Below are 17,870 nucleotides of genomic sequence, written 5' to 3' on the forward strand. Positions count from 1 at the left end.
GCCCGAACCCGAGCCCGGGCCCTCGCCCAGGGCTCACGGTGCCTCGGTCCCGCACGAACGACGACGTACGGGACGCGAGGACGTGCCGGTCCTAGCCGTTCTGCGGCGGGAGGGAAGCGACGAAGGGGTGGTCGCGCTCGATCAGACCGAGCTTGGACGCACCGCCGGGGGATCCCAGTTCGTCGAAGAACTCGACGTTCGCCTTGTAGTAGTCCTTCCACTCCTCCGGAGTGTCGTCCTCGTAGAAGATCGCCTCGACGGGGCAGACGGGCTCACAGGCCCCACAGTCGACGCATTCGTCCGGGTGGATGTACAAGGACCGCGAGCCCTCGTAGATGCAGTCGACGGGGCACTCCTCGATGCACGCCTTGTCCTTGACGTCTACACAAGGCTGCGCGATGACGTAGGTCACGCTGTCGTTCCTCTCGGTAGGGCTCTGGCATTGCGCGGGAGCGCGGCGTCGTCGATGCCCGCACCTAGTATCTCCGTTCCTGACGACGATCCGCACAGGAGGGGCTTGCACAACTGTGGAAATCACTGGCGCAGGACGCCTCGAAGTCCGTATTACACCCCATGACGTGGGCAAACGTGTATCAATCCGACGTCTCACCGATCCCGCAGCGGGGGTCGAGAAGTTCACCGACACCATCGGAGTTCTCACATCCTGGGACAACGGTGTGCTCCTCATCACACGCAAGACCGGTGAGAGCGTCCACATCCCGGAATCCGCGCTCGTCGCGGGCAAGGTCGTGCCCCCCGCGCCTGCTCGACGGCGGGGCCCGGCCGCGGGCTTCGCCGAACTGGCCCGGGTGACCGCGCGGGCGTGGCAGCCGGTCGAGAGCGATCGCCTCGGGGACTGGGAGTTGCGGGCGTCCGCCGGCTTCACCCGCCGCGCCAACTCGGTGCTGCCGCTCGGCGAACCGGGCCTACCGCTTCCCGAGGCGCTCGCCCGGGTCCGCGGTTGGTACGAGGAACGGGGGCTGCCTGCCTACATCCAGGCGTCGACGGGTGCAGCGGGCACTCAGGAAAAGCTCTGCGCGGACCTTGAGGCCCATGGGTGGCGGCGCGAGGTGTCAGCCCTGGTGCGCATCGGGGCACTCACCCCCGTCGCCGATCGGGTGGCGCCCGTCGAACGGGTGCGGCTGTCTCGTGACCTCGACGAGGGCTGGCTGCGTCGCTACCAACGCAACGGAAGCTACGGGGACGCCATGCGCAGGGTGCTGAGCAGCGGCCCTTCGGTGTGGTTCGCCTCGGTGCCCGCCCCGGACGAGCCATCGGCGGACGGGCGTACCGCCGCGGATGCCGTGCCGGCGGCCATCGGCCGCTGTGTCGTCGACGGCCGCTGGGCCGGCTTCATGGCGGTGGAAACCGCCCCCGAGCACCGCCGACAGGGTCTGGGCACCGCCGTGATGACCGCACTGGCACAACGCGCCCTGGAAGAGGGTGCGTCAGCCGCATGGCTCCAGGTGGAGGCGGACAATGCAGGGGCGCGGGCACTGTACGACGGGATGGGATTCGCGACCCACCACAGCTACCACCACTTCCGTCCCCAGGTGCTCTGACCATGAGCGCCGTCCGCCCTCAGGCGGGGCGCGCCACATCCGGTGCGGCCCCGCCTCCGTGGCGGAGGATCATCTTCCAACGTATGGACACGGCCCCGACGAACGCAGAGGGACAGGACGGCACATGCACGACGACGGCACCGACCATCGCGAGCGATTCGCCGAGGAGGCGCGTGCCGAGCGGCCCGACCTCTCGCTCCTCTGTCTGCTGCTGGGTGCGGTGGCCGACCCCTCGTTGGACGAAGCCGGCCTGGACGCCGCCCAGATCGAACTGGACCGGCTCGCCGGACTCGTCCCCTACGGCGTGAAGGGCCCCCATGAATGGGCGGCGGCGCTGGCCGCCCTGCTCGGCGGTCGCCACGGGTTCCACGGGACGTCCGACGACTACCAGCGGTTGGAGTCGTCGCTCCTGCACACGGTGCTCCAGCGCCGTCGCGGGCTGCCGATCCTGCTCTCGGTGGTCTGGATCGAGGTGGCCCGGCGGGCCGGTGCTCCGGTGTACGGAGTGGCCCTGCCCGGTCACTTCGTGGTCGGCTTCGGCGACCCGCACGAACTCGCGGACCTCGATGCCCAGGTACTCGCCGACCCCTTCGCCGGTGGCACTCCGCTGACCGGCATGGACGCAGAACTGCTGGTCGTGGAGGCTACTGGGGCACCACTGCGGCCGGAGATGCTCTCCGCCGCGCAACCGCTGGACGTGGTCCTGCGCATCCTGAACAACATCCGGGCGTGGGCGTCGGGGCGCCCCGACCGCACGGACGTCGCCCTGTGGGCGGTGGAACTGTCCTTGCTGCTGCCCTCGCATCCGGCGAAGCTGCGCTACGAACGCGCCCAGTTGCTCCTTCAACGCGGTGACTTCCTGACGGGGGCGGCGGAGTTGGACGCCTATGCGGAGGCGGTGGCCGCGGTGGAGCCCGAAACGGCGCAGACGCTCAGGGGCCGTGCCCGCGCGGCCCGGGCCCGGTTGAACTAGCGGACCGGTCGAACGAACGACCCGGTCGAGTACGAGATGGCGGAGCGCGGCGGACGCGGTTGCACGGACCGCTGGGCGAGCCGGCCGGATCGCGCACCGCGCGCAGATCTGAAAGGGCCACACATGTCAGCAGGACCGCGGTACGACACCGAGCAGGTGCGACTGTTGCGGGCGGGGTCGCAAGCGGTGGGCGACGGGGTGCGGGAGGATTCCGCGGCAGCGGTCGTACGGCGGGTCTTCGCCCTCCAGGCACAGGACCGCACCGCCGTCGACCTCGGCATCCGGGTCCGGGCTCGCCGGCTCGTACCGGGAGACGTTCGCACGGCGTACGAGGACGACCGCAGCATCGTACGGACCTGGTTGATGCGGGGCACCCTGCACACCGTCCCCGGCGAGGACCTGCGCTGGGTGCTCGCGCTGCTGGCACCCCGACTGCTGGCCGCCACCGCGCATCGCTACCGGGCCCTGGGCTTGGACGAGACGGTCCGGGAGCGCGCCCGTTCCGTGATCGAGGGGGCGCTGTCCGACTCCGGGCCGCTGAGCCGGGCCGAGTTGACACAGCGGCTCGCCGGCGCGGACCTGCCGTTCGAGGGGCAGGCCACCTTCCATCTGATCCGGAACGCGGCACTCTCGGGGATCGTCTGCCACGGTCCGCTGCACGGCGGCGAAGAGACCTTCGTCCTGCTCGCCGACTGGCTCCCACACCCGGGTGTCGGGGCAGGCTGGGAGCCCGAGCGAGCCCTCCTGGAACTCGCCCGGCGCTATCTGCACGGCCATGCTCCCGTCGGCCCGGACGACTTCGCCCTCTGGTCGGGGCTGCCGATCACCGAGGCGCGTCGGGCGTGGCGGGCGCTGGCGGACGGCGGCGAGATCGGCGAGTACGGCGACGGCGAGTACGGCGAGTACGGCGAGCTGAGCATGCCGTCGGGTCGGAAGCCCACCACGGCCGAGCCCCGGAACGATGTGCGACTGCTCCCCGCGTACGACGGTTTCCTGGTGGGCTACCGCAGTCGCGCCTTCGCCGTGCCCGACGGCTTCGAGCGACAGGTGTGGCCCGGCGGCGGACAGATCAGACCGACCGTGATCGCGGACGGTCTGGCCGTCGCCACCTGGAGTCGAGGGCGGAGCACTCAAGGAGGCGTACGGCGGGAGGCGTTCACCGCGCTGTCGGCGCCGACCGAGGCGGCCATCGAGCGTGATGCCGTCGAGGTCGCCGCCTTTCTTCACCCGTCCGGGTGAGGCCGCCAGATGGATGCGGCTGACGGGGCCGACGGGCAACGCCACTGCTGAGGTCACCGACCTCGGTCTCAGTGTCAGTCTCGGTCTCGGTCTCGGTCTCGGTCTCGGTCTCGGTCTCGGTCTCGGTCTCGGTCTCGGCGACAGGGTGCCCTTGAAACCGCACCACCACCTCCCGCACCGGGGAACGCATCGTGCCCGGCCTCCCTGGCAGGGTGACCGGGCACGATGTGCGCAGATGCGTCAGTTCGGGTTGAGGGAGATCTCGACCGTACGCTCCGCCTGGGTCTTGCCGCGCAGCGCCGGGCCCATGGCCTGAGCCACGTCATCGGCGCTGAGCTGGTGCTTCTGACCGTCGCCCTTGGTGATCATCACCCCGGCGAAGGTGCTTCCGATGAGTTCCTCGATCGCCTTCTTGTCGTAGAACTCGACCAGCTTGCCGTCGACCGCCTTCATCGACAGGATCCGGGGCAGCGACTTGGCCGGACCGAACGGAATCGACTGACCGCCCGCATTGATGGTGATCCGGTCGGACATCGCGGGCTCTGCGAACTCCTTCAGGGCCCGCTGGATCTCTGCCTCGCTGACGGTCGGCTCCCGTGAGACCACCGGCAGTTGCACCACATTGGGGCGGCCGGTCTCCACCTGGGCCCGGAACGCGTCCTTCACCGAGGTCATCGAACGGGCGACGTCCAGACCGTTGCCGGGCTTGCCCGGTACGGCCGTCACCTTGTTCGGCTCGAACTTGATCGTGCCTTCGACCGCCGAGCCGGAGTTGCCAGCGAGGTCGGTCAGCGCGACGCTCAGCTTCTCCTCGTCGACGACGATGACCGGTTCAGCGACGCGCTGCTCACCGAAGAGGGAGCCGATGACGGAGATCGGGTTGTAGTCGCTGCCCGCCGCCTGCCGCACGGTGGTCTGGCTGTCCAGGGACAGTCCCGCCTTGTCCGGGGCGAGTTGTTCCTTCTTGTCCCCGATGGTGAGTTGCAGGGCTGTCGCAGCCCGCTTGCCGAGTGCGGCGTCTAGCTTGACGACCGCCTGTTCCTTGGTGCCCCCGCCGATGTCCACACCGAGGACCGTGGTCTTCTTCGGCACCTCCGAGTGGTTCAGCAGCAGGCCGGCGCCATAGGCGATGCCCAGCAGCCCGACGACGCCCACGCCCATCAGCACCAGCTTGGAGCGCCCCTTCTTCGCGGGGGGTGGCGGGGCCGGCCGGGAGGCCGGCGCCGGAGCGGCGGCATCGGGCGCGCTCGGGCGCGCTGCGGCGGGGCCGGCCGGGAAGTCCGCGGGTGCGAAGTCGCCCCCTGTGCGGCGCCCATGAGGACCCGTACCGCCTGCGGTGTCGACGGCGGGGACCACCGGGATACCGCTGGTGAGGGTGTCGCCTGAGACCTGACTACGGGGCGCCGGCCTGCCGCCCTGCTCCGGGATCGGCTTCTGCGGGGTCAGGACGGCCGTGTCGTCGGACATCCTGGGTGCGGTCGCACCCGGCGCCCCGTAGCCCGCGGCTGTCTGCTGGCCGGGGAGCGCTGCGAGGTGGCCGGCGGGTGCCGCGGCCCCCGGGACACCGGCCTTGGGGCCGCCGTCCGACCGTGGGCGGACCGGCATATTGCCCTGCGCGGGCCCTGCGGTCGCCCCCGTCGGCTGCTGGCGCGCCGATGCGGCGGTACCCGCGCCGGCGGCCAGTTCGCTCAGGGAGCCCTTCGAGCCGCCCTGCTGACCCGGCACGGCGGCCACGGGCGCGCCCGTGCGCTCCTCGGTTGCGGGAGACGGGATGCCCGCGCCGTTCGTCCCCGACTTCCTCGGCGCGAACCAGTCGCTGGACGGCGGTTTCTCCGTCGGCTGCCCGGTCGGGGCGCCGGTCGGCCCCGCGGGGGCCGTGGGTGCCTGGGGGGCGCCTATCGCCGGCATGGCGGCGGTGCGCTCGGCATCCTGTTCAACGGCCGGACGAGCCGGCGCCTTGGCCGGTGCCTCGGCCTCGCTCATGGGCTTGCGCATGACGACGGGGGGGATCGGCCGCGAACCCGGGATGTTGATCCGGATCCGGGTCGTCAGCGTCGTCTCGGTCTTGGGTTCGGGCTTCGACGTGGCCACGGACTGTGCCGCGGCAGCGTCGGACCTGGGGTCACGAGCCCTGTCTGCGGCATCGGTCGCCGCTCCGTCCGGAGCGTCCTGCGTCGGGTGCAGCGGCGGATACTGGCGCGACCCGTAGGGCGGTGTCCCTGAGGGGTACGCGGCTCCCCCGCGCCCCTGGGGCCCGGAGGACGAACTGTCAGTTTCACGACTCAAAGCAGGTTCTCCCGGTTGGCTTCGCCGCCCGTTTCTTACTGGATAGCTACTGCTGTGGGCGGCTCGGCGGCGCGCACCACCATACTGGCCGCCAAGGACACTCACTGTGCGACGGGGAAAGCATCATCCCGTCGACCGTACGGGCATGGTCAGTTCGAAGGGCGATCGCCCTCTGTGGCGCCCCACCCTAGAAGCCTGTCGATCCGCCGCTTTCCGCGGGGTTCGTCACAGGGCCCTACCGGTCAAGTCGGGTTTTGTCTCCGTTCGGTTGCGTCGCCCCGACCATCGTGGCGCACATCACAGCAAGGGCCATGCCGACGACGATGTACGCGAGCGGTCCGATTCCCGCCGAGAACAGTCCATCGCCCTCGGCGCGCCCGGTGCTGACCACGACGATAGCTATCAGCCAGCCCGCACCCGAGGCGATCGCGCCCAACTGGGCGCCGGTGGTGCGGGCAGCCCCGTAGAAGAGACCGGCCGAAGCCAGCAGCGCGAGCAGCAATCCGCCCGGGAACCAGGCGCCTTGGACGAGCGAGCCGGTGACACCGACGACCGCGCCGAACAGGGCGAGCCCGAGATAGGCGGCGATCCGTCCCGGCCGGGCGGGACGGGCCAGCCACGCTCCCGGGGCGCCGTCGCTGCTCATGCCGTCACGCCCGCGAACAGGTCCTGCTCACGCTCGCCCTCGGGTGCCCCGGGCACGCCCTGGGCCAACTCGTAGTACTCGGTGGTGAGGATCGGCTGCCCCAGCCGGTTGGAGAGTACGAAGTTGGTTCCTTCGACGGTGATTTGCGTGGCGTGGGCCGCCATGGCGGCGGCTTTGCGCTCCGCGTACTTCGTCCCGTCGATCTCGGCGGTGATCCGCGCGTCGTCGGTCACTCCCGGAACGTCGTCGATCGGGGCGATGCCCTCGAAGTCGACATCGGTGTCCGCGTGCAGCCGGGCGAACGCCGCCTCGACCACCGAGCGGGGCACCCGGTTCCAGTAGATCTTGGTGATGGTGTGCGGATCACCGAGGTCGCGGCGGTAGGCGCGCTCCGCGGCCAGCTCGGCCGCCCGCATCGCCACCCGGTGCGCCTGGATGTGATCGGGGTGGCCGTAGCCCCCCGTGGGGTCGTAGGTCACCAGCACCTGGGGGCGTACCGCTCGGATGATCTCCACGAGGTAGCCGGCCGCGTCGTCGACGGGGGTCTGCCAGAACGCGCCTTCGCGGCGGTTCTGCTCGACGCCCATCATCCCGGAGTCCCGGAAGCGGCCGGGCCCGCCGAGGAAGCGGTGGTCGGCGACGCCCAGTTCCTTCATGGCGGCGGCGAGCTCGCCGATGCGATGCGGACCGAGCCGGTCCTCGCGATCGGATGCGAGGTGCGCGAGATCCGGTGGGATCACCTCGCCCTCTTCCCCGAGGGTGCAGGTCACCAGCGTGACCTGGGCGCCGACGGCGGCATACCTGGCCATGGTGGCGCCATTGTTGATCGACTCGTCGTCCGGGTGCGCGTGCACCAGGAGCAGACGACGGGCGGAAAGATCCTTCATATGGGACAGCCTACGAGGGCGAGCCACGCCGCCGTGCAAGAACGTGCGGCCCTCGTTGGCCGGATTTGCCCTCCCCCTGGTCACAAGCGGCGACCGGGACGACAGAAACAGCCGCGAAGGGCCGCAGAAGGGCCGTCCGAAGACCGCTGGGAGCGCCGCGGGGGCGCGAGGGGACGATCAGAACTTGAAGTCTCCGATCATTCCGGCGACGTTCGTGGTCAGATCGGTGATCGTCGGAGCGATGGACGAGCTAGCGAGATAGAACCCGAGCAACACGCAGACCGCCGCGTGCCCGCCTTTGAGTCCGGACTTCCGGATCAGCAGGAACATGATGATCGCCAGCAGCAACACCGCCGAAATCGAGAGGGCCACGGCGGTTCACCTCCACAGATATTCGGTCGGGACAGGCAGGTTGCATGTGCCAGGTGGTTCCTACCCACCTTGCGCTACGGATCATAACTATCCGTGCGAACGCATCGATCGGTGCACGGCAGCACACGGGGGCGCACGACCGCTAGGTTCGGTCACATGACCATGAGGAAGCCGCTCTCCTTTCCGCGCCAGAACGCCCGGACACAGCGCTACACATTGGGCGTACCCCGGACTTTCACCATCTCCCCGGACGGCGCCAGGGTGGTCTTCATCCGGTCGTCCTCGGGGACCGATCGGTGCGGTCAGCTGTGGGTCATCGACCTTGCCACCGACCTTGCCACTGACCTAGCCACCGACCGTGCCGACGAAGGGAATCGGCTCCGGGAGCGGCTGGCCGCGGACCCCGGAGTCCTGCTCGACGGCGGGGAGGAGCAGCTTTCGGCGCAAGAGCGTGCGCGGCGCGAGCGCGGGCGGGAGGGCGGGGCGGGGATCGTCGCGTACGCGGTGGACGAGGCGGTCGAGTTGGCCGCCTTCTCGCTGTCGGGGCGGTTGTTCTGCGCGGAGCTGCCGGCAGGGACCGTCCGTGAACTCCCGGCGCTGGCAGGAGTGGTGGACCCCAGGCCGTCGCCCGACGGTCGCCACATCGCTTATGTCAGCGAGCGTTCCCTTCGGGTCGTCGAGGCCGGGGGTGAGGGGGACAGGGCCCTGGTCGAACCGGAGGGCGAGCACATCTCCTACGGGACTGCGGAGTTCATCGCAGCGGAGGAGATGGGGCGCTCCCGCGGGTTCTGGTGGTCGCCGGAGTCCGACCGGCTGCTGGTGGCGCGCGTGGACGAATCCATGGTGCAGCGCTGGTGGATCTCGGACCCCTCCCATCCGGAGCGGGCGCCCGAGCCGGTGGCCTACCCCGCTGCCGGGACCTCCAATGCCGAGGTGCGGCTTTCTCTGGTGACCCTGGACGGCGAGCAAATGGAGATTGGCTGGGATCGTATCCAATTCCCCTATCTCGCACGCGTTCACTGGTCCAAGGGCGGCGCCCCGATCCTGCTTGTCCAGAGCCGCGAGCAGCGAATTCATCATTACCTAGCGGTGAATGCAGACAATGGCAGCACCAGGGTCATTCAGAGCGACGAGGATTCGGCCTGGCTTGATCTATTCCCTGGCGTGCCGGCATGGGGCCCTGGTGGCGCTCTGGTGCGGATCGTCGACGAAGGCGGCGCACGCGTACTCGCCGTCGGCGACCGCTTCTGGACGGACTCCTCGCTCCACCTCAGGGCGGTGCTCGACATCGGGACCGACGACGTCCTGGTGCTGGCCTCCGCCGGCGAGACGGCGGTCGATCCTGAGGTCGGTGAACTCCATGTCCACCGGGTCACCGAGCAGGGCGTCGAGCGGATCTCCCACGGCCCGGGTGTGCACAACGCGGTGCGTACGGGCGCGGTGACCGTGCTGGCCACGGCACGGCTCGATGTCAGCGGCGCCTCGTTCACGGTCCTGCGGGAGGGCGAGGAGTTGGGCCCGGTGGCGACCCGCGCCGAACAGCCGGTACTGACCACACGCCCCCGACTGTGTGAGGCCGGAGTACGACGGATTCCGTGCGCGGTACTGCTGCCACAGGAGTACCAGGAGTCGGACGGACCGCTTCCGGTCCTTGTCGATCCCTATGGCGGGCCGCGCGGTCAACGCGTCTACGCGGCACACAACAGCCATCTCACCTCCCAGTGGTTCGCGAACCAGGGATTCGCGGTGATCGTCGCGGACGGTCGAGGCACCCCGGGACGCTCCCCCGCCTGGGAGAAGGCCATCAAGGACGACTTTCCGCTGACGCTCGACGACCAGGTGGACGCCCTCCACTGGCTGGCTGAGCAGTACCCCCTCGACCTCGGACGAGTGGGCATCCGTGGCTGGTCCTACGGCGGCTATCTGGCGGCTCTCGCGGTACTGCGGAGGCCCGACGTGTTCCACGCCGCGATCGCCGGCGCTCCGGGAACGGACTTCAGCCTCTATGACACCCACTACACGGAACGCTATCTGGGAGACCCGAACGCACGCCCGACGGTGTACGCGTCGAACTCGCTGGTGACGCAGGACGGACTGACCGCTCCCGAGGACCCCGCTCGACCATTGATGATCATCCATGGTCTCGCCGACGACAACGTGGTCGCCGCCCACACCCTGCGGCTGTCGTCCGCTCTGCTGGCGGCCGGACGCGACCACGAGGTGCTGCCGCTGAGCGGGGTGACGCACATGACTCCACAGGAGGAGGTCGCGGAGAACCTCCTGTTGCTCCAGGTCGACTTCCTGAAGCGAAGGCTGGGCTGAGACGACCGGGCGGGGCTCCCCACGGGGCCCCGCGCACAGGGCCGGACCTGCCCGTACGGGCGTACGAAATCCGTATGCGTCGCTGCGCACGGTTCTGCGATCATCCCGGAATGTCCCACCGCCTCGAACCCCTGGTCATCCGGCACACCCACCGTCTCCCGGCCCCCTCGGGGCCCGTCGGGCAAGGTGGTGTCGCGGCACGGCAGTTCGATGCCGCACTGATGTCGGTGGGCTTCAAGCTCTCGGCGGCCCTGCTGGAACGGCTGTCGGGACTGGCCGAGGAAGCAGTCGTCGCCACCGCCGCGCGCACCCTGGAGACCGTCCGCGAGATGGTCGGCGACCACGTCCGGCACAACGCCTACTTCATCGACTTCCCGGCCCATGTGCCCAACACATTCGATTTCTGGATGCAGTGCATCGCCGAGGCACTCGTCGACGACACCTCGCGTGACGGCACCCTCGCCCAACTGCGCTCCGGGATCCTCGACTTGCTGACCCTCCCGTCGTACGGCAACTACCAGCACGCCTACGCCGAGATGCTCGCGGCTCACGATGAACTGCTCCCCGCCACGGGCGACCGCACGACGGTCCTCCACCTCGGAGACAACGCGGACACCGAGGTCAGCGCCCTGTACCTGGCCCTGGCGGGCAGCACCACCCCGCTCGGCACGGAGGGTCTGCGGGACCTCGCCGTGCTCGCCGGACACTGTGTCGAGGGGCCCCAGCCCAAGGAGATCCCCGTCAGGGAGAACCGTGCGGTCGTCAATGTCGCCCGTCTGGGCGCCGGCGCTGACCTCCTGGTGGACACCGTCACGGACGTACTCCGCCTGGCCTGCGCGCTTTCGGACGGCGATGTGACCCTGGTGGCACCGACCCGACTCCGATCGCTGCCCCGACGCACCCGCCGCGCCCTACTCGCCGCACTCGACCGTGTGGTCGCAGCGACCCCCGACAAACTCGGCGATGTCACCGCGCACCGGGAGGTTTTCAAGCGGCTGGGCGAGCGACTCCATCCGCATGAGTTCCCGCGCTGGCCCCGTGCTGCCGAGGTGTTCTCCGTGGCCCGGGGCGAGTTGAAGGCGCCCTCCTTCGACAGCCGCGTCGAGACACTGCTGCGAGCGCACGACCTCACCGGCGCCGCACGGCTGCTGACCGCCGCGCCGGGCAAGCTGTTCCGCTCCCTCGACCGTCTGCTGCGCACGTGTCTCACCCAGGATGAGCGCGATGCCGTGGTGGCCGCGGCCGAGCAGGTCGCCCCACGGGTCTCCGCGAGGGTCCTGCTCTCGGTCCGCGAGCACCTCCACAACCGTGCGCGCGAGTCCGATGACCGCCGTGTCTTCGTCAATCGCCTCGGCCGTGCCCAGGTCACCGACGATGTGCGTCCACCCCTACCTGAGGCGGAGCGCAGGCGTCTGATCGCCGCCCTGGACGCCGAGATGCGCCGTCGGCTCCCGGAGCCGGGGCGGTTGCTGATCGATCCGGACGTCCTCGACGTCGCGCTCCCGCTCAGCGGCAAGGCGACGACCGCCGGCCTGGGCGTGCTGCCCCGGGGTTCCCTCTCCCCCGTCGACGGCGACCTGTTGAGGTTCTTCGTCCACTGGAAGCAGACCGAACGCTCGACGGACTACGACCTATCGGCACTGATGCTGAACGCCTCGTACGAGACCGTCGTCTGGCTGTCGTACACCGCGCTCACTGCGGTGGAGGGCGAGCACTCCGGTGACATCACGAACGCACCGGACGGTGCTTCGGAGTTCATCAATCTGCGTCTGGACGCCGTGCGAGGGTCCTTCATCGTTCCGCAGGTCAACATCTTCTCGGGAGAGGGCTTCGAGGAGGCCGAGGAGTCGGTCTTCGGGTTCATGCTGCGCGATGCGGAGCAGAGGGGACGCCCCTTCGAGCCGCGGACCGTGCGCATGAAGTCGGAGTTGCGAGGCCCTGGCCGGGTCGCGCTACCGCTGGCGTTCCTGCGCGGGAACGACGGCCGCTGGCGGGCCAAGTGGCTCCATCTGTACCTCCGGGGCAATCCGACTTCGAACCGGGTCGAGGAGAACCGGGTGTCGGTCGCGACGCTGGTGCGCGGCGTCGTCGAGCGGGAGTACCTCACCGTCCGGTACCTCATCGAGCTGATGGAGGAGCGCGCGGCGGGCACCGCGCTGTGGGACGGTACGACGGTCCCGGACGGGCCGGTCACGTACATCGGCCTGGAACGCCCGGACGGACTGCACCCGGACTCCCTGGTCATCACCCCGGAAAACCTGCGTGCCCTGATCCCGGGCTGACTGCTAGCGTTGGGTTCGGCGAGGCCATGGACGGACTTCCTTCTCACTCACTCTGAATTAGTCCCTCCGCTTTCCTCGCCCTCGATGTCACGCCGGGGGTGCCGCAAGGCGCCCCCGGCGTCGTCGTCCCAGCACAGGACAGGGGCACCGGTCGGTGGACCGTGTGTCGACGGCCCCCTCACCACCCCGGCGGCGGGGCGGACGGCGGTGGCGGACCGATCGCCGGGGGGCTCTCGCGGAAGGCCGGCCGGACCGGCTCGGAGCGCGCCAACAGCACCAGGACCACCGCGCCCGCCGTGGCCTCGAAGCCCCAGGACGCCACCAGGAGTTGCTCCTCCACGGATAACTCCTTCAGCCGTAACGCAACCCCGTCACGGAGCAGGCCGCCCAGCTGACGGACGGCCGCGGCGGCCAACAGCGCCGCCGCTACCAGGCCCAGCGGACGCACCGCCGCAAGTGTCGCCACGAGCGCGAGCATTGCGGTGAGGACCGCGAGCCAGCCGGGCGGGGCGGCCAGGAGCGGCAGCAGCGCCGACTCGCTCGCGGTGAACCGATCGAGGGCTTCGCCGTCGGGGGAACGTGCGAACCGACGGATCTCCCAGCCCGCGAGCACACCGGCGGCGACCCCGAGGAGCAGCGAGGTCAGCAGCGGAGCCCGCTGCGTCGGGCGGGTGGCGGCGCTCCTCCCCGCAGCGGCAGTGATCAACAGGCCCACGCCCAGCCCGAGGGCCGCCAGAGAGGTGTAGACGGCCCGCATCCTCAGTTCGTCGGTGGCGCGCAGATCCATCCAGGGCGAGGTGAGCACCCACAGCCCCGGCAGCCGGACCACCAGGGTCACCAAACCGGCTGCGACCAGCGCACCGGCGGTGGTCCGACGCCGGACGGCGCCCACGAGGACGGTGACGTGGACCAGCAGCAGAAGCGGGGTCTCCAGGGTGGTCGTGGTCGACCTGCCATGGAGCCGGCCGATCCAGGAGTTCCACAGGTCGAGTGAGGATCGCATCGCGGTCAGGTCGCGGACGATCCAACCGCCCTCGATCAGCGCGAGGGCGATGCAGAGCGCCGCGCCGGTTCTCCTGGCTCCTGAGGTGAGCGTCACCCTGAGATCGTGCCGCCGCGCCCTGCGCAGGGACAAGACTGCGTCCGGACGATCGGCCGGGGACCCGTTGAGGAACCCCCGGCCGATCTACGGCACCCGCACGGCCGTACCCGCCCGAGACTGCACCGTCCGTATATCGGGATCGCGACGGGCGCGTTGCCCGCGCGTTAAACCGGTGCGGGGGGCGCGCGTTTCACTCGGCCGTCGGCACCACGTGCTTCTCCTCGGCGAAGTGACAGGCCGACGGATGCTTCGCCGGGCCCTCCCCGAGTCGGAAGACCGCCGGCACGGCCAGCAGCGGCACTTCGAGGGCACAGCGCTCCTGTGCCTTCCAGCAGCGGGTGCGGAAGCGGCAGCCGGACGGGATGTTCGCCGGTGAGGGCACGTCCCCGCCGAGGAGGATCCGCTCACGGGACTCGCGCGCCTGGGGGTCGGGGACGGGGACCGCCGACAACAGGGCCTGGGTGTACGGGTGGGTGGGGTGTTCGTAGATCTCCTCGTCCCGTCCGAGTTCCACCACCCGCCCCAGGTACATCACGCCCACCCGGTCCGAGATATGACGGACGATGGAGAGGTCGTGGGAGATGAACACCAGGCTGAGGTTGAACTCGTCCTGGAGGCCGGAGAGCAGATTGATGACCTGCGCCTGGACGGATACGTCGAGCGCGGAGACGGGTTCGTCGGCGACGATGATCTCCGGTTGGAGTGCGAGTCCGCGTGCGATGCCGATGCGCTGGCGCTGCCCGCCGCTGAACTGGTGCGGATAGCGATTGATGTACTCGGGGTTGAGGCCCACCACGTCGAGCAGGTCCTGCACGCGTCGGCGCCGATCTCCCCGGGGGGCGACCTCGGGGTGGATGTCGTACGGCTCGCCGATGATGTCGCCGACCGTCATCCGCGGGTTCAACGAGGTGTACGGGTCCTGGAACACCATCTGGATGTTGCGTCGGACCGCCTTCAGGGCCCGCCCGGAGAGCTTGGTGATGTCCTCGCCCTTGTAGCGGATGGTTCCGGCGGTCGGCTGTTCCAGATGGACGATCATCTTGGCGAGCGTGGACTTGCCGCACCCGGATTCGCCCACGATGCCGAGGGTCTCCCCGGTGATGAGGTCGAGGTCGACGCCGTCCACCGCCCGGACCGCGCCCACCTGCTTCTTGAAGAGGATGCCCTGGGTCAGCGGATAGTGCTTGGCCAGGTCACGGACTTCGAGGATCGCCTCAGTCATCGGCTGCCGCCTCCTCTCCTTCCAGTGTGCGCTGCCAGAAGTGGCAGGCGCTGGCACGCTCCCGGGAGACTTCGTACAGCGGTGGTTCGTCGGTGCGGCAGATGTCCTGGGCCAGGGGGCAGCGCGGGTTGAAGGCGCAGCCCGGTGGGATGTTCATCAGGTTCGGCGGCAGCCCCTTGATCGCGTAGAGCTCCTGGCCCTTCTGGTCCAGCCGCGGGATCGACCGGAGGAGTCCTCGGGTGTAGGGGTGGGCGGGTGCCTGGTAGATGTCGTGGACGGGTGCGGTCTCCACAATCCGCCCCGCGTACATCACGGCGATCCGATCGGCGACGTCGGCGACGACACCGAGGTCATGGGTGATCAGGATCAGGCCCATGTTGAGTTCGCTCTGGAGTTTGGCGAGGAGGTCCATCACCTGGGCCTGCACGGTGACGTCGAGGGCGGTGGTGGGCTCATCGGCGATGATCAGGGCCGGTTCCAGGGCCAGCGCCATCGCGATCATGATGCGTTGGCGCATGCCGCCGGAGAACTGGTGCGGGTACTGCCGTACGCGCTCCTTGGCGGCGGGGATGCCGACCCGCTCCATGAGTTCGACCGCTCTGGCTCGGGCGTCCTTCTTGGACATCCCCCGATGGACGATGAACATCTCGGCGAGTTGATCACCGACGTTGATCACCGGGTTCAGCGAGGAGAGGGCGTCCTGGAAGATCATGGCCATCTCCGAGCCGCGGATCTTCCGTCGCTCCTCCTCCTTGAGCGTGAGCAGGTCCCGGCCGCGGAAGAGGATCTGACCGCCGGTGATCTTCCCTGGTGGGGTGTCGAGGATGCCCATGATGGCCTGGGCGGTGACGGACTTCCCGGAGCCGGATTCGCCGAGTACGGCGAGCGTCCGGCCCTCGTGGACGGTGTAGCTGACACCGTTGACCGCCTTGGCCACGCCGTCGCGGGTGTGGAACTCGACCTGGAGGTCGCGTACGTCCAGCAGGGAGTCGGTGCTCATGGCGGGCTCCTCAGCGCAGCTTCGGGTCGAGGGCGTCGCGCACCGCGTCGCCGAGCATGATGAACGCGAGCACGGTGATCGCCAGCGCGCCGGCCGGCCAGAGCAGCATGTGCGGGGCGTTGCGGATGTAGGGGGAGGCCGAGGAGATGTCGATGCCCCAGGAGACGGTGGGCGGCTTCAGCCCGGCGCCGAGGTAGGACAGCGTTGCCTCCAGGGAGATGAAGGTGCCCAGCGCGATGGTGGCGACGACGATGACGGGCGCCACGGCATTGGGGGCGATGTGCCGGAGCAGGAGGCGGGAGTTGGAGGCGCCGAGTGCCCGGGCGGCCTGGACGTAGTCGTTCTGCTTGGCGGTGATCACCGATCCGCGGGCGATGCGGGAGATCTGCGGCCAGCCCAGGAGCACCATGAAGCCGACGACCGGCCAGACGGTGGTCGAGCTGACGACGGAGAGCAGCACCAGGCCGCCGAGGATGACGGGGATGCCGAAGAAGATGTCGGTGAGCCGGGACAGGACTCCGTCCCAGCCGCCGCCGAAGAACCCGGCGAGCCCGCCGAGCACCGAGCCGAGGAGTGCCACGCCCAGGGTGGCGCAGACCCCGACCGTGACCGAGGTGCGGGCCCCGTAGACCACCCGGGTGTAGACGTCGCAGCCCTGTCCGTTGAAACCGAAGGGGTACCCGGGCTGGGAGCCTTCCTGGGCCTTGGCGAGGTCGCATTGGAGGGGATTGCCGGAGGCGATCAGCGAGGGCCAGATCGAGATGATCACCAGGAAGATGATGAAGAGGCCCGAGATGATGAAGACGGGGTTGCGTCGCAGATCGCGCCAGGCGTCGGACCACAGGCTGCGGGGTTTGCCGGTGGGGCCGGTGCCGAGCGGTCCGCCGGGGGTCTTCTCCAGCGTCGCACCCTCGCTGGTGGCGAGGTCCATCGGCCCGCCGGCACCGGTGGATGCGATGGCTCCGTCGTCGTCGTACCGCGGCTCAGGCATAGCGGATCCTTGGGTCGAGTACGGCGTAGAGCAGGTCCACGATGAGGTTCGCCAGCAGGAACACCAGCACCAGGACGGTCACGAAGCCGACGACGGTCTGGGTGTTCTGGCGGACGATGCCCTGGTAGAGCTGGTAGCCGACGCCGTGGATGTTGAAGATGCGCTCGGTGACGATCGCTCCGCCCATCAGTGCGCCGATGTCGGTGCCGATGAAGGTGACCACGGGGATCAGGGAGTTGCGGAGCAGATGTCGGGTGATGACCCGGCGTCTGGGCAGGCCCTTGGCCTTGGCGGTGCGGACGTAGTCGGAGCGGGCGTTCTCGGCGATGGAGGTCCGGGTGAGACGGGTGACGTACGCCAGCGACACGGAGGCGAGCACCAGGCCGGGGATCAGCAGTTCATTGAAGGGTGCCTCGGGTGACACCGCGGGTTTGATGATGCCCCACTCCACACCGAGGAGGAGTTGGAGGAGCAGGCCGGTGACGAAGGTGGGGATGGAGATGACGACGAGGGTCAGCAGCAGGACCGTGGTGTCGATGGGGCGTCCCCTGCGCAGTCCGGTGAGGACGCCGAGGGTGATCCCGATGACGATCTCGAAGAGGATGGCGACGATGGTGAGCCGGATGGTGACCGGGAAGGCGGACGCCATTAGCTCGGTGACGGGCTGGCCGTTGAAGGCGGTGCCGAAGTCGCCGGTGAAGACGTGGCCCATGTAGGTCAGGTACTGCTGCCAGACGGGCTTGTCGAGGCCGAACTCCTTGCGGAGTTGGGCGGCGGTCGCGGGGTCGCACTGGCGTTGGCCGCAGAGTCCGGCGATGGGGTCGCCCATCACATTGACCATGAGGAAGATCAGCAGCGTCGCACCGAAGAAGACCGGGATCATCTGTAGCAGACGCCGGATCACATAACGTCCCATGAAGGTCTCCAGGGGTCGTGTTCGTGGTCAATGCCGGATCTCACGGGGTGAGCGCGCTGCCGGGGGAAGG

The 17,870-nt window shown here is 69.4% G+C and carries 15 protein-coding genes; 5 read left to right on the plus strand and 10 right to left on the minus strand.

Annotation, left to right across the window (positions count from 1 at the left end):
• Positions 1–91: 91 nt before the first annotated feature.
• On the minus strand, positions 92–412 hold the full coding sequence (fdxA, locus tag ACFXJL_RS02680; protein ID WP_250919434.1) for a ferredoxin: 321 nt from the start codon (positions 410–412) through the stop codon (positions 92–94).
• A 115-nt stretch (positions 413–527) separates the two neighbouring features.
• Between fdxA and ACFXJL_RS02685 the strand changes: the two genes are divergently transcribed.
• From ACFXJL_RS02685 to ACFXJL_RS02695, 3 genes are all read left to right on the plus strand, one after another.
• Positions 528–1,562: a GNAT family N-acetyltransferase gene (locus ACFXJL_RS02685; protein ID WP_384688609.1), complete on the plus strand. Its 1,035-nt coding sequence runs from the start codon at positions 528–530 to the stop codon at positions 1,560–1,562.
• Positions 1,563–1,686: 124 nt separating this feature from the next.
• On the plus strand, positions 1,687–2,535 hold the full coding sequence (locus ACFXJL_RS02690) for a transglutaminase-like domain-containing protein (protein ID WP_384631371.1): 849 nt from the start codon (positions 1,687–1,689) through the stop codon (positions 2,533–2,535).
• Positions 2,536–2,658: 123 nt separating this feature from the next.
• On the plus strand, positions 2,659–3,774 hold the full coding sequence (locus ACFXJL_RS02695) for a winged helix DNA-binding domain-containing protein (protein WP_384688612.1): 1,116 nt from the start codon (positions 2,659–2,661) through the stop codon (positions 3,772–3,774).
• Positions 3,775–4,014: 240 nt separating this feature from the next.
• On the opposite strand, the gene ACFXJL_RS02700 is transcribed toward ACFXJL_RS02695, so the two are convergent.
• The 4 genes from ACFXJL_RS02700 to ACFXJL_RS02715 form a co-directional block, all read right to left on the minus strand.
• Complete coding sequence (locus ACFXJL_RS02700) at positions 4,015–6,060, minus strand: hypothetical protein (protein ID WP_384688615.1); 2,046 nt, start codon at positions 6,058–6,060, stop codon at positions 4,015–4,017.
• A 235-nt stretch (positions 6,061–6,295) separates the two neighbouring features.
• On the minus strand, positions 6,296–6,706 hold the full coding sequence (locus tag ACFXJL_RS02705; protein WP_384688618.1) for a DUF6113 family protein: 411 nt from the start codon (positions 6,704–6,706) through the stop codon (positions 6,296–6,298).
• Positions 6,703–7,593: an N-acetyl-1-D-myo-inositol-2-amino-2-deoxy-alpha-D-glucopyranoside deacetylase gene (mshB, locus tag ACFXJL_RS02710; protein WP_384631377.1), complete on the minus strand. Its 891-nt coding sequence runs from the start codon at positions 7,591–7,593 to the stop codon at positions 6,703–6,705. Before mshB ends, ACFXJL_RS02705 begins: the two co-directional genes overlap by 4 nt.
• 177 nt (positions 7,594–7,770) lie before the next feature.
• Positions 7,771–7,965 (minus strand): hypothetical protein, encoded by a 195-nt coding sequence (locus ACFXJL_RS02715; protein ID WP_329022991.1) that lies wholly within the window; start codon positions 7,963–7,965, stop codon positions 7,771–7,773.
• A gap of 156 nt (positions 7,966–8,121) precedes the next feature.
• On the opposite strand from ACFXJL_RS02715, the gene ACFXJL_RS02720 reads away from it, so the two are divergent.
• Both ACFXJL_RS02720 and ACFXJL_RS02725 read left to right on the plus strand, forming a co-directional pair.
• Positions 8,122–10,287: an alpha/beta fold hydrolase gene (locus ACFXJL_RS02720; RefSeq protein ID WP_384688622.1), complete on the plus strand. Its 2,166-nt coding sequence runs from the start codon at positions 8,122–8,124 to the stop codon at positions 10,285–10,287.
• A gap of 110 nt (positions 10,288–10,397) precedes the next feature.
• Positions 10,398–12,569 (plus strand): hypothetical protein, encoded by a 2,172-nt coding sequence (locus tag ACFXJL_RS02725; protein ID WP_384688625.1) that lies wholly within the window; start codon positions 10,398–10,400, stop codon positions 12,567–12,569.
• 178 nt (positions 12,570–12,747) lie between these two features.
• Here the strand turns inward: ACFXJL_RS02725 and ACFXJL_RS02730 are convergent, their stop codons facing one another.
• The 5 genes from ACFXJL_RS02730 to ACFXJL_RS02750 form a co-directional block, all read right to left on the minus strand.
• Positions 12,748–13,668, minus strand: coding sequence for a hypothetical protein (locus ACFXJL_RS02730; RefSeq protein WP_384688628.1), 921 nt, complete (start codon positions 13,666–13,668; stop codon positions 12,748–12,750).
• 193 nt (positions 13,669–13,861) lie between these two features.
• Positions 13,862–14,893: a dipeptide ABC transporter ATP-binding protein gene (locus ACFXJL_RS02735; protein ID WP_329022984.1), complete on the minus strand. Its 1,032-nt coding sequence runs from the start codon at positions 14,891–14,893 to the stop codon at positions 13,862–13,864.
• On the minus strand, positions 14,886–15,893 hold the full coding sequence (locus tag ACFXJL_RS02740; RefSeq protein ID WP_358876174.1) for an ABC transporter ATP-binding protein: 1,008 nt from the start codon (positions 15,891–15,893) through the stop codon (positions 14,886–14,888). The genes ACFXJL_RS02735 and ACFXJL_RS02740 overlap by 8 nt, the downstream gene beginning before the upstream one ends.
• A gap of 10 nt (positions 15,894–15,903) precedes the next feature.
• Complete coding sequence (locus ACFXJL_RS02745) at positions 15,904–16,884, minus strand: ABC transporter permease (RefSeq protein WP_358876175.1); 981 nt, start codon at positions 16,882–16,884, stop codon at positions 15,904–15,906.
• Positions 16,877–17,800: an ABC transporter permease gene (locus ACFXJL_RS02750; RefSeq protein WP_358876176.1), complete on the minus strand. Its 924-nt coding sequence runs from the start codon at positions 17,798–17,800 to the stop codon at positions 16,877–16,879. The genes ACFXJL_RS02745 and ACFXJL_RS02750 overlap by 8 nt, the downstream gene beginning before the upstream one ends.
• Positions 17,801–17,870: the final 70 nt, after the last annotated feature.

This window comes from Streptomyces sp. NPDC059256 (genome assembly GCF_042753785.1).
In the GTDB taxonomy this organism is placed as follows: domain Bacteria; phylum Actinomycetota; class Actinomycetes; order Streptomycetales; family Streptomycetaceae; genus Streptomyces.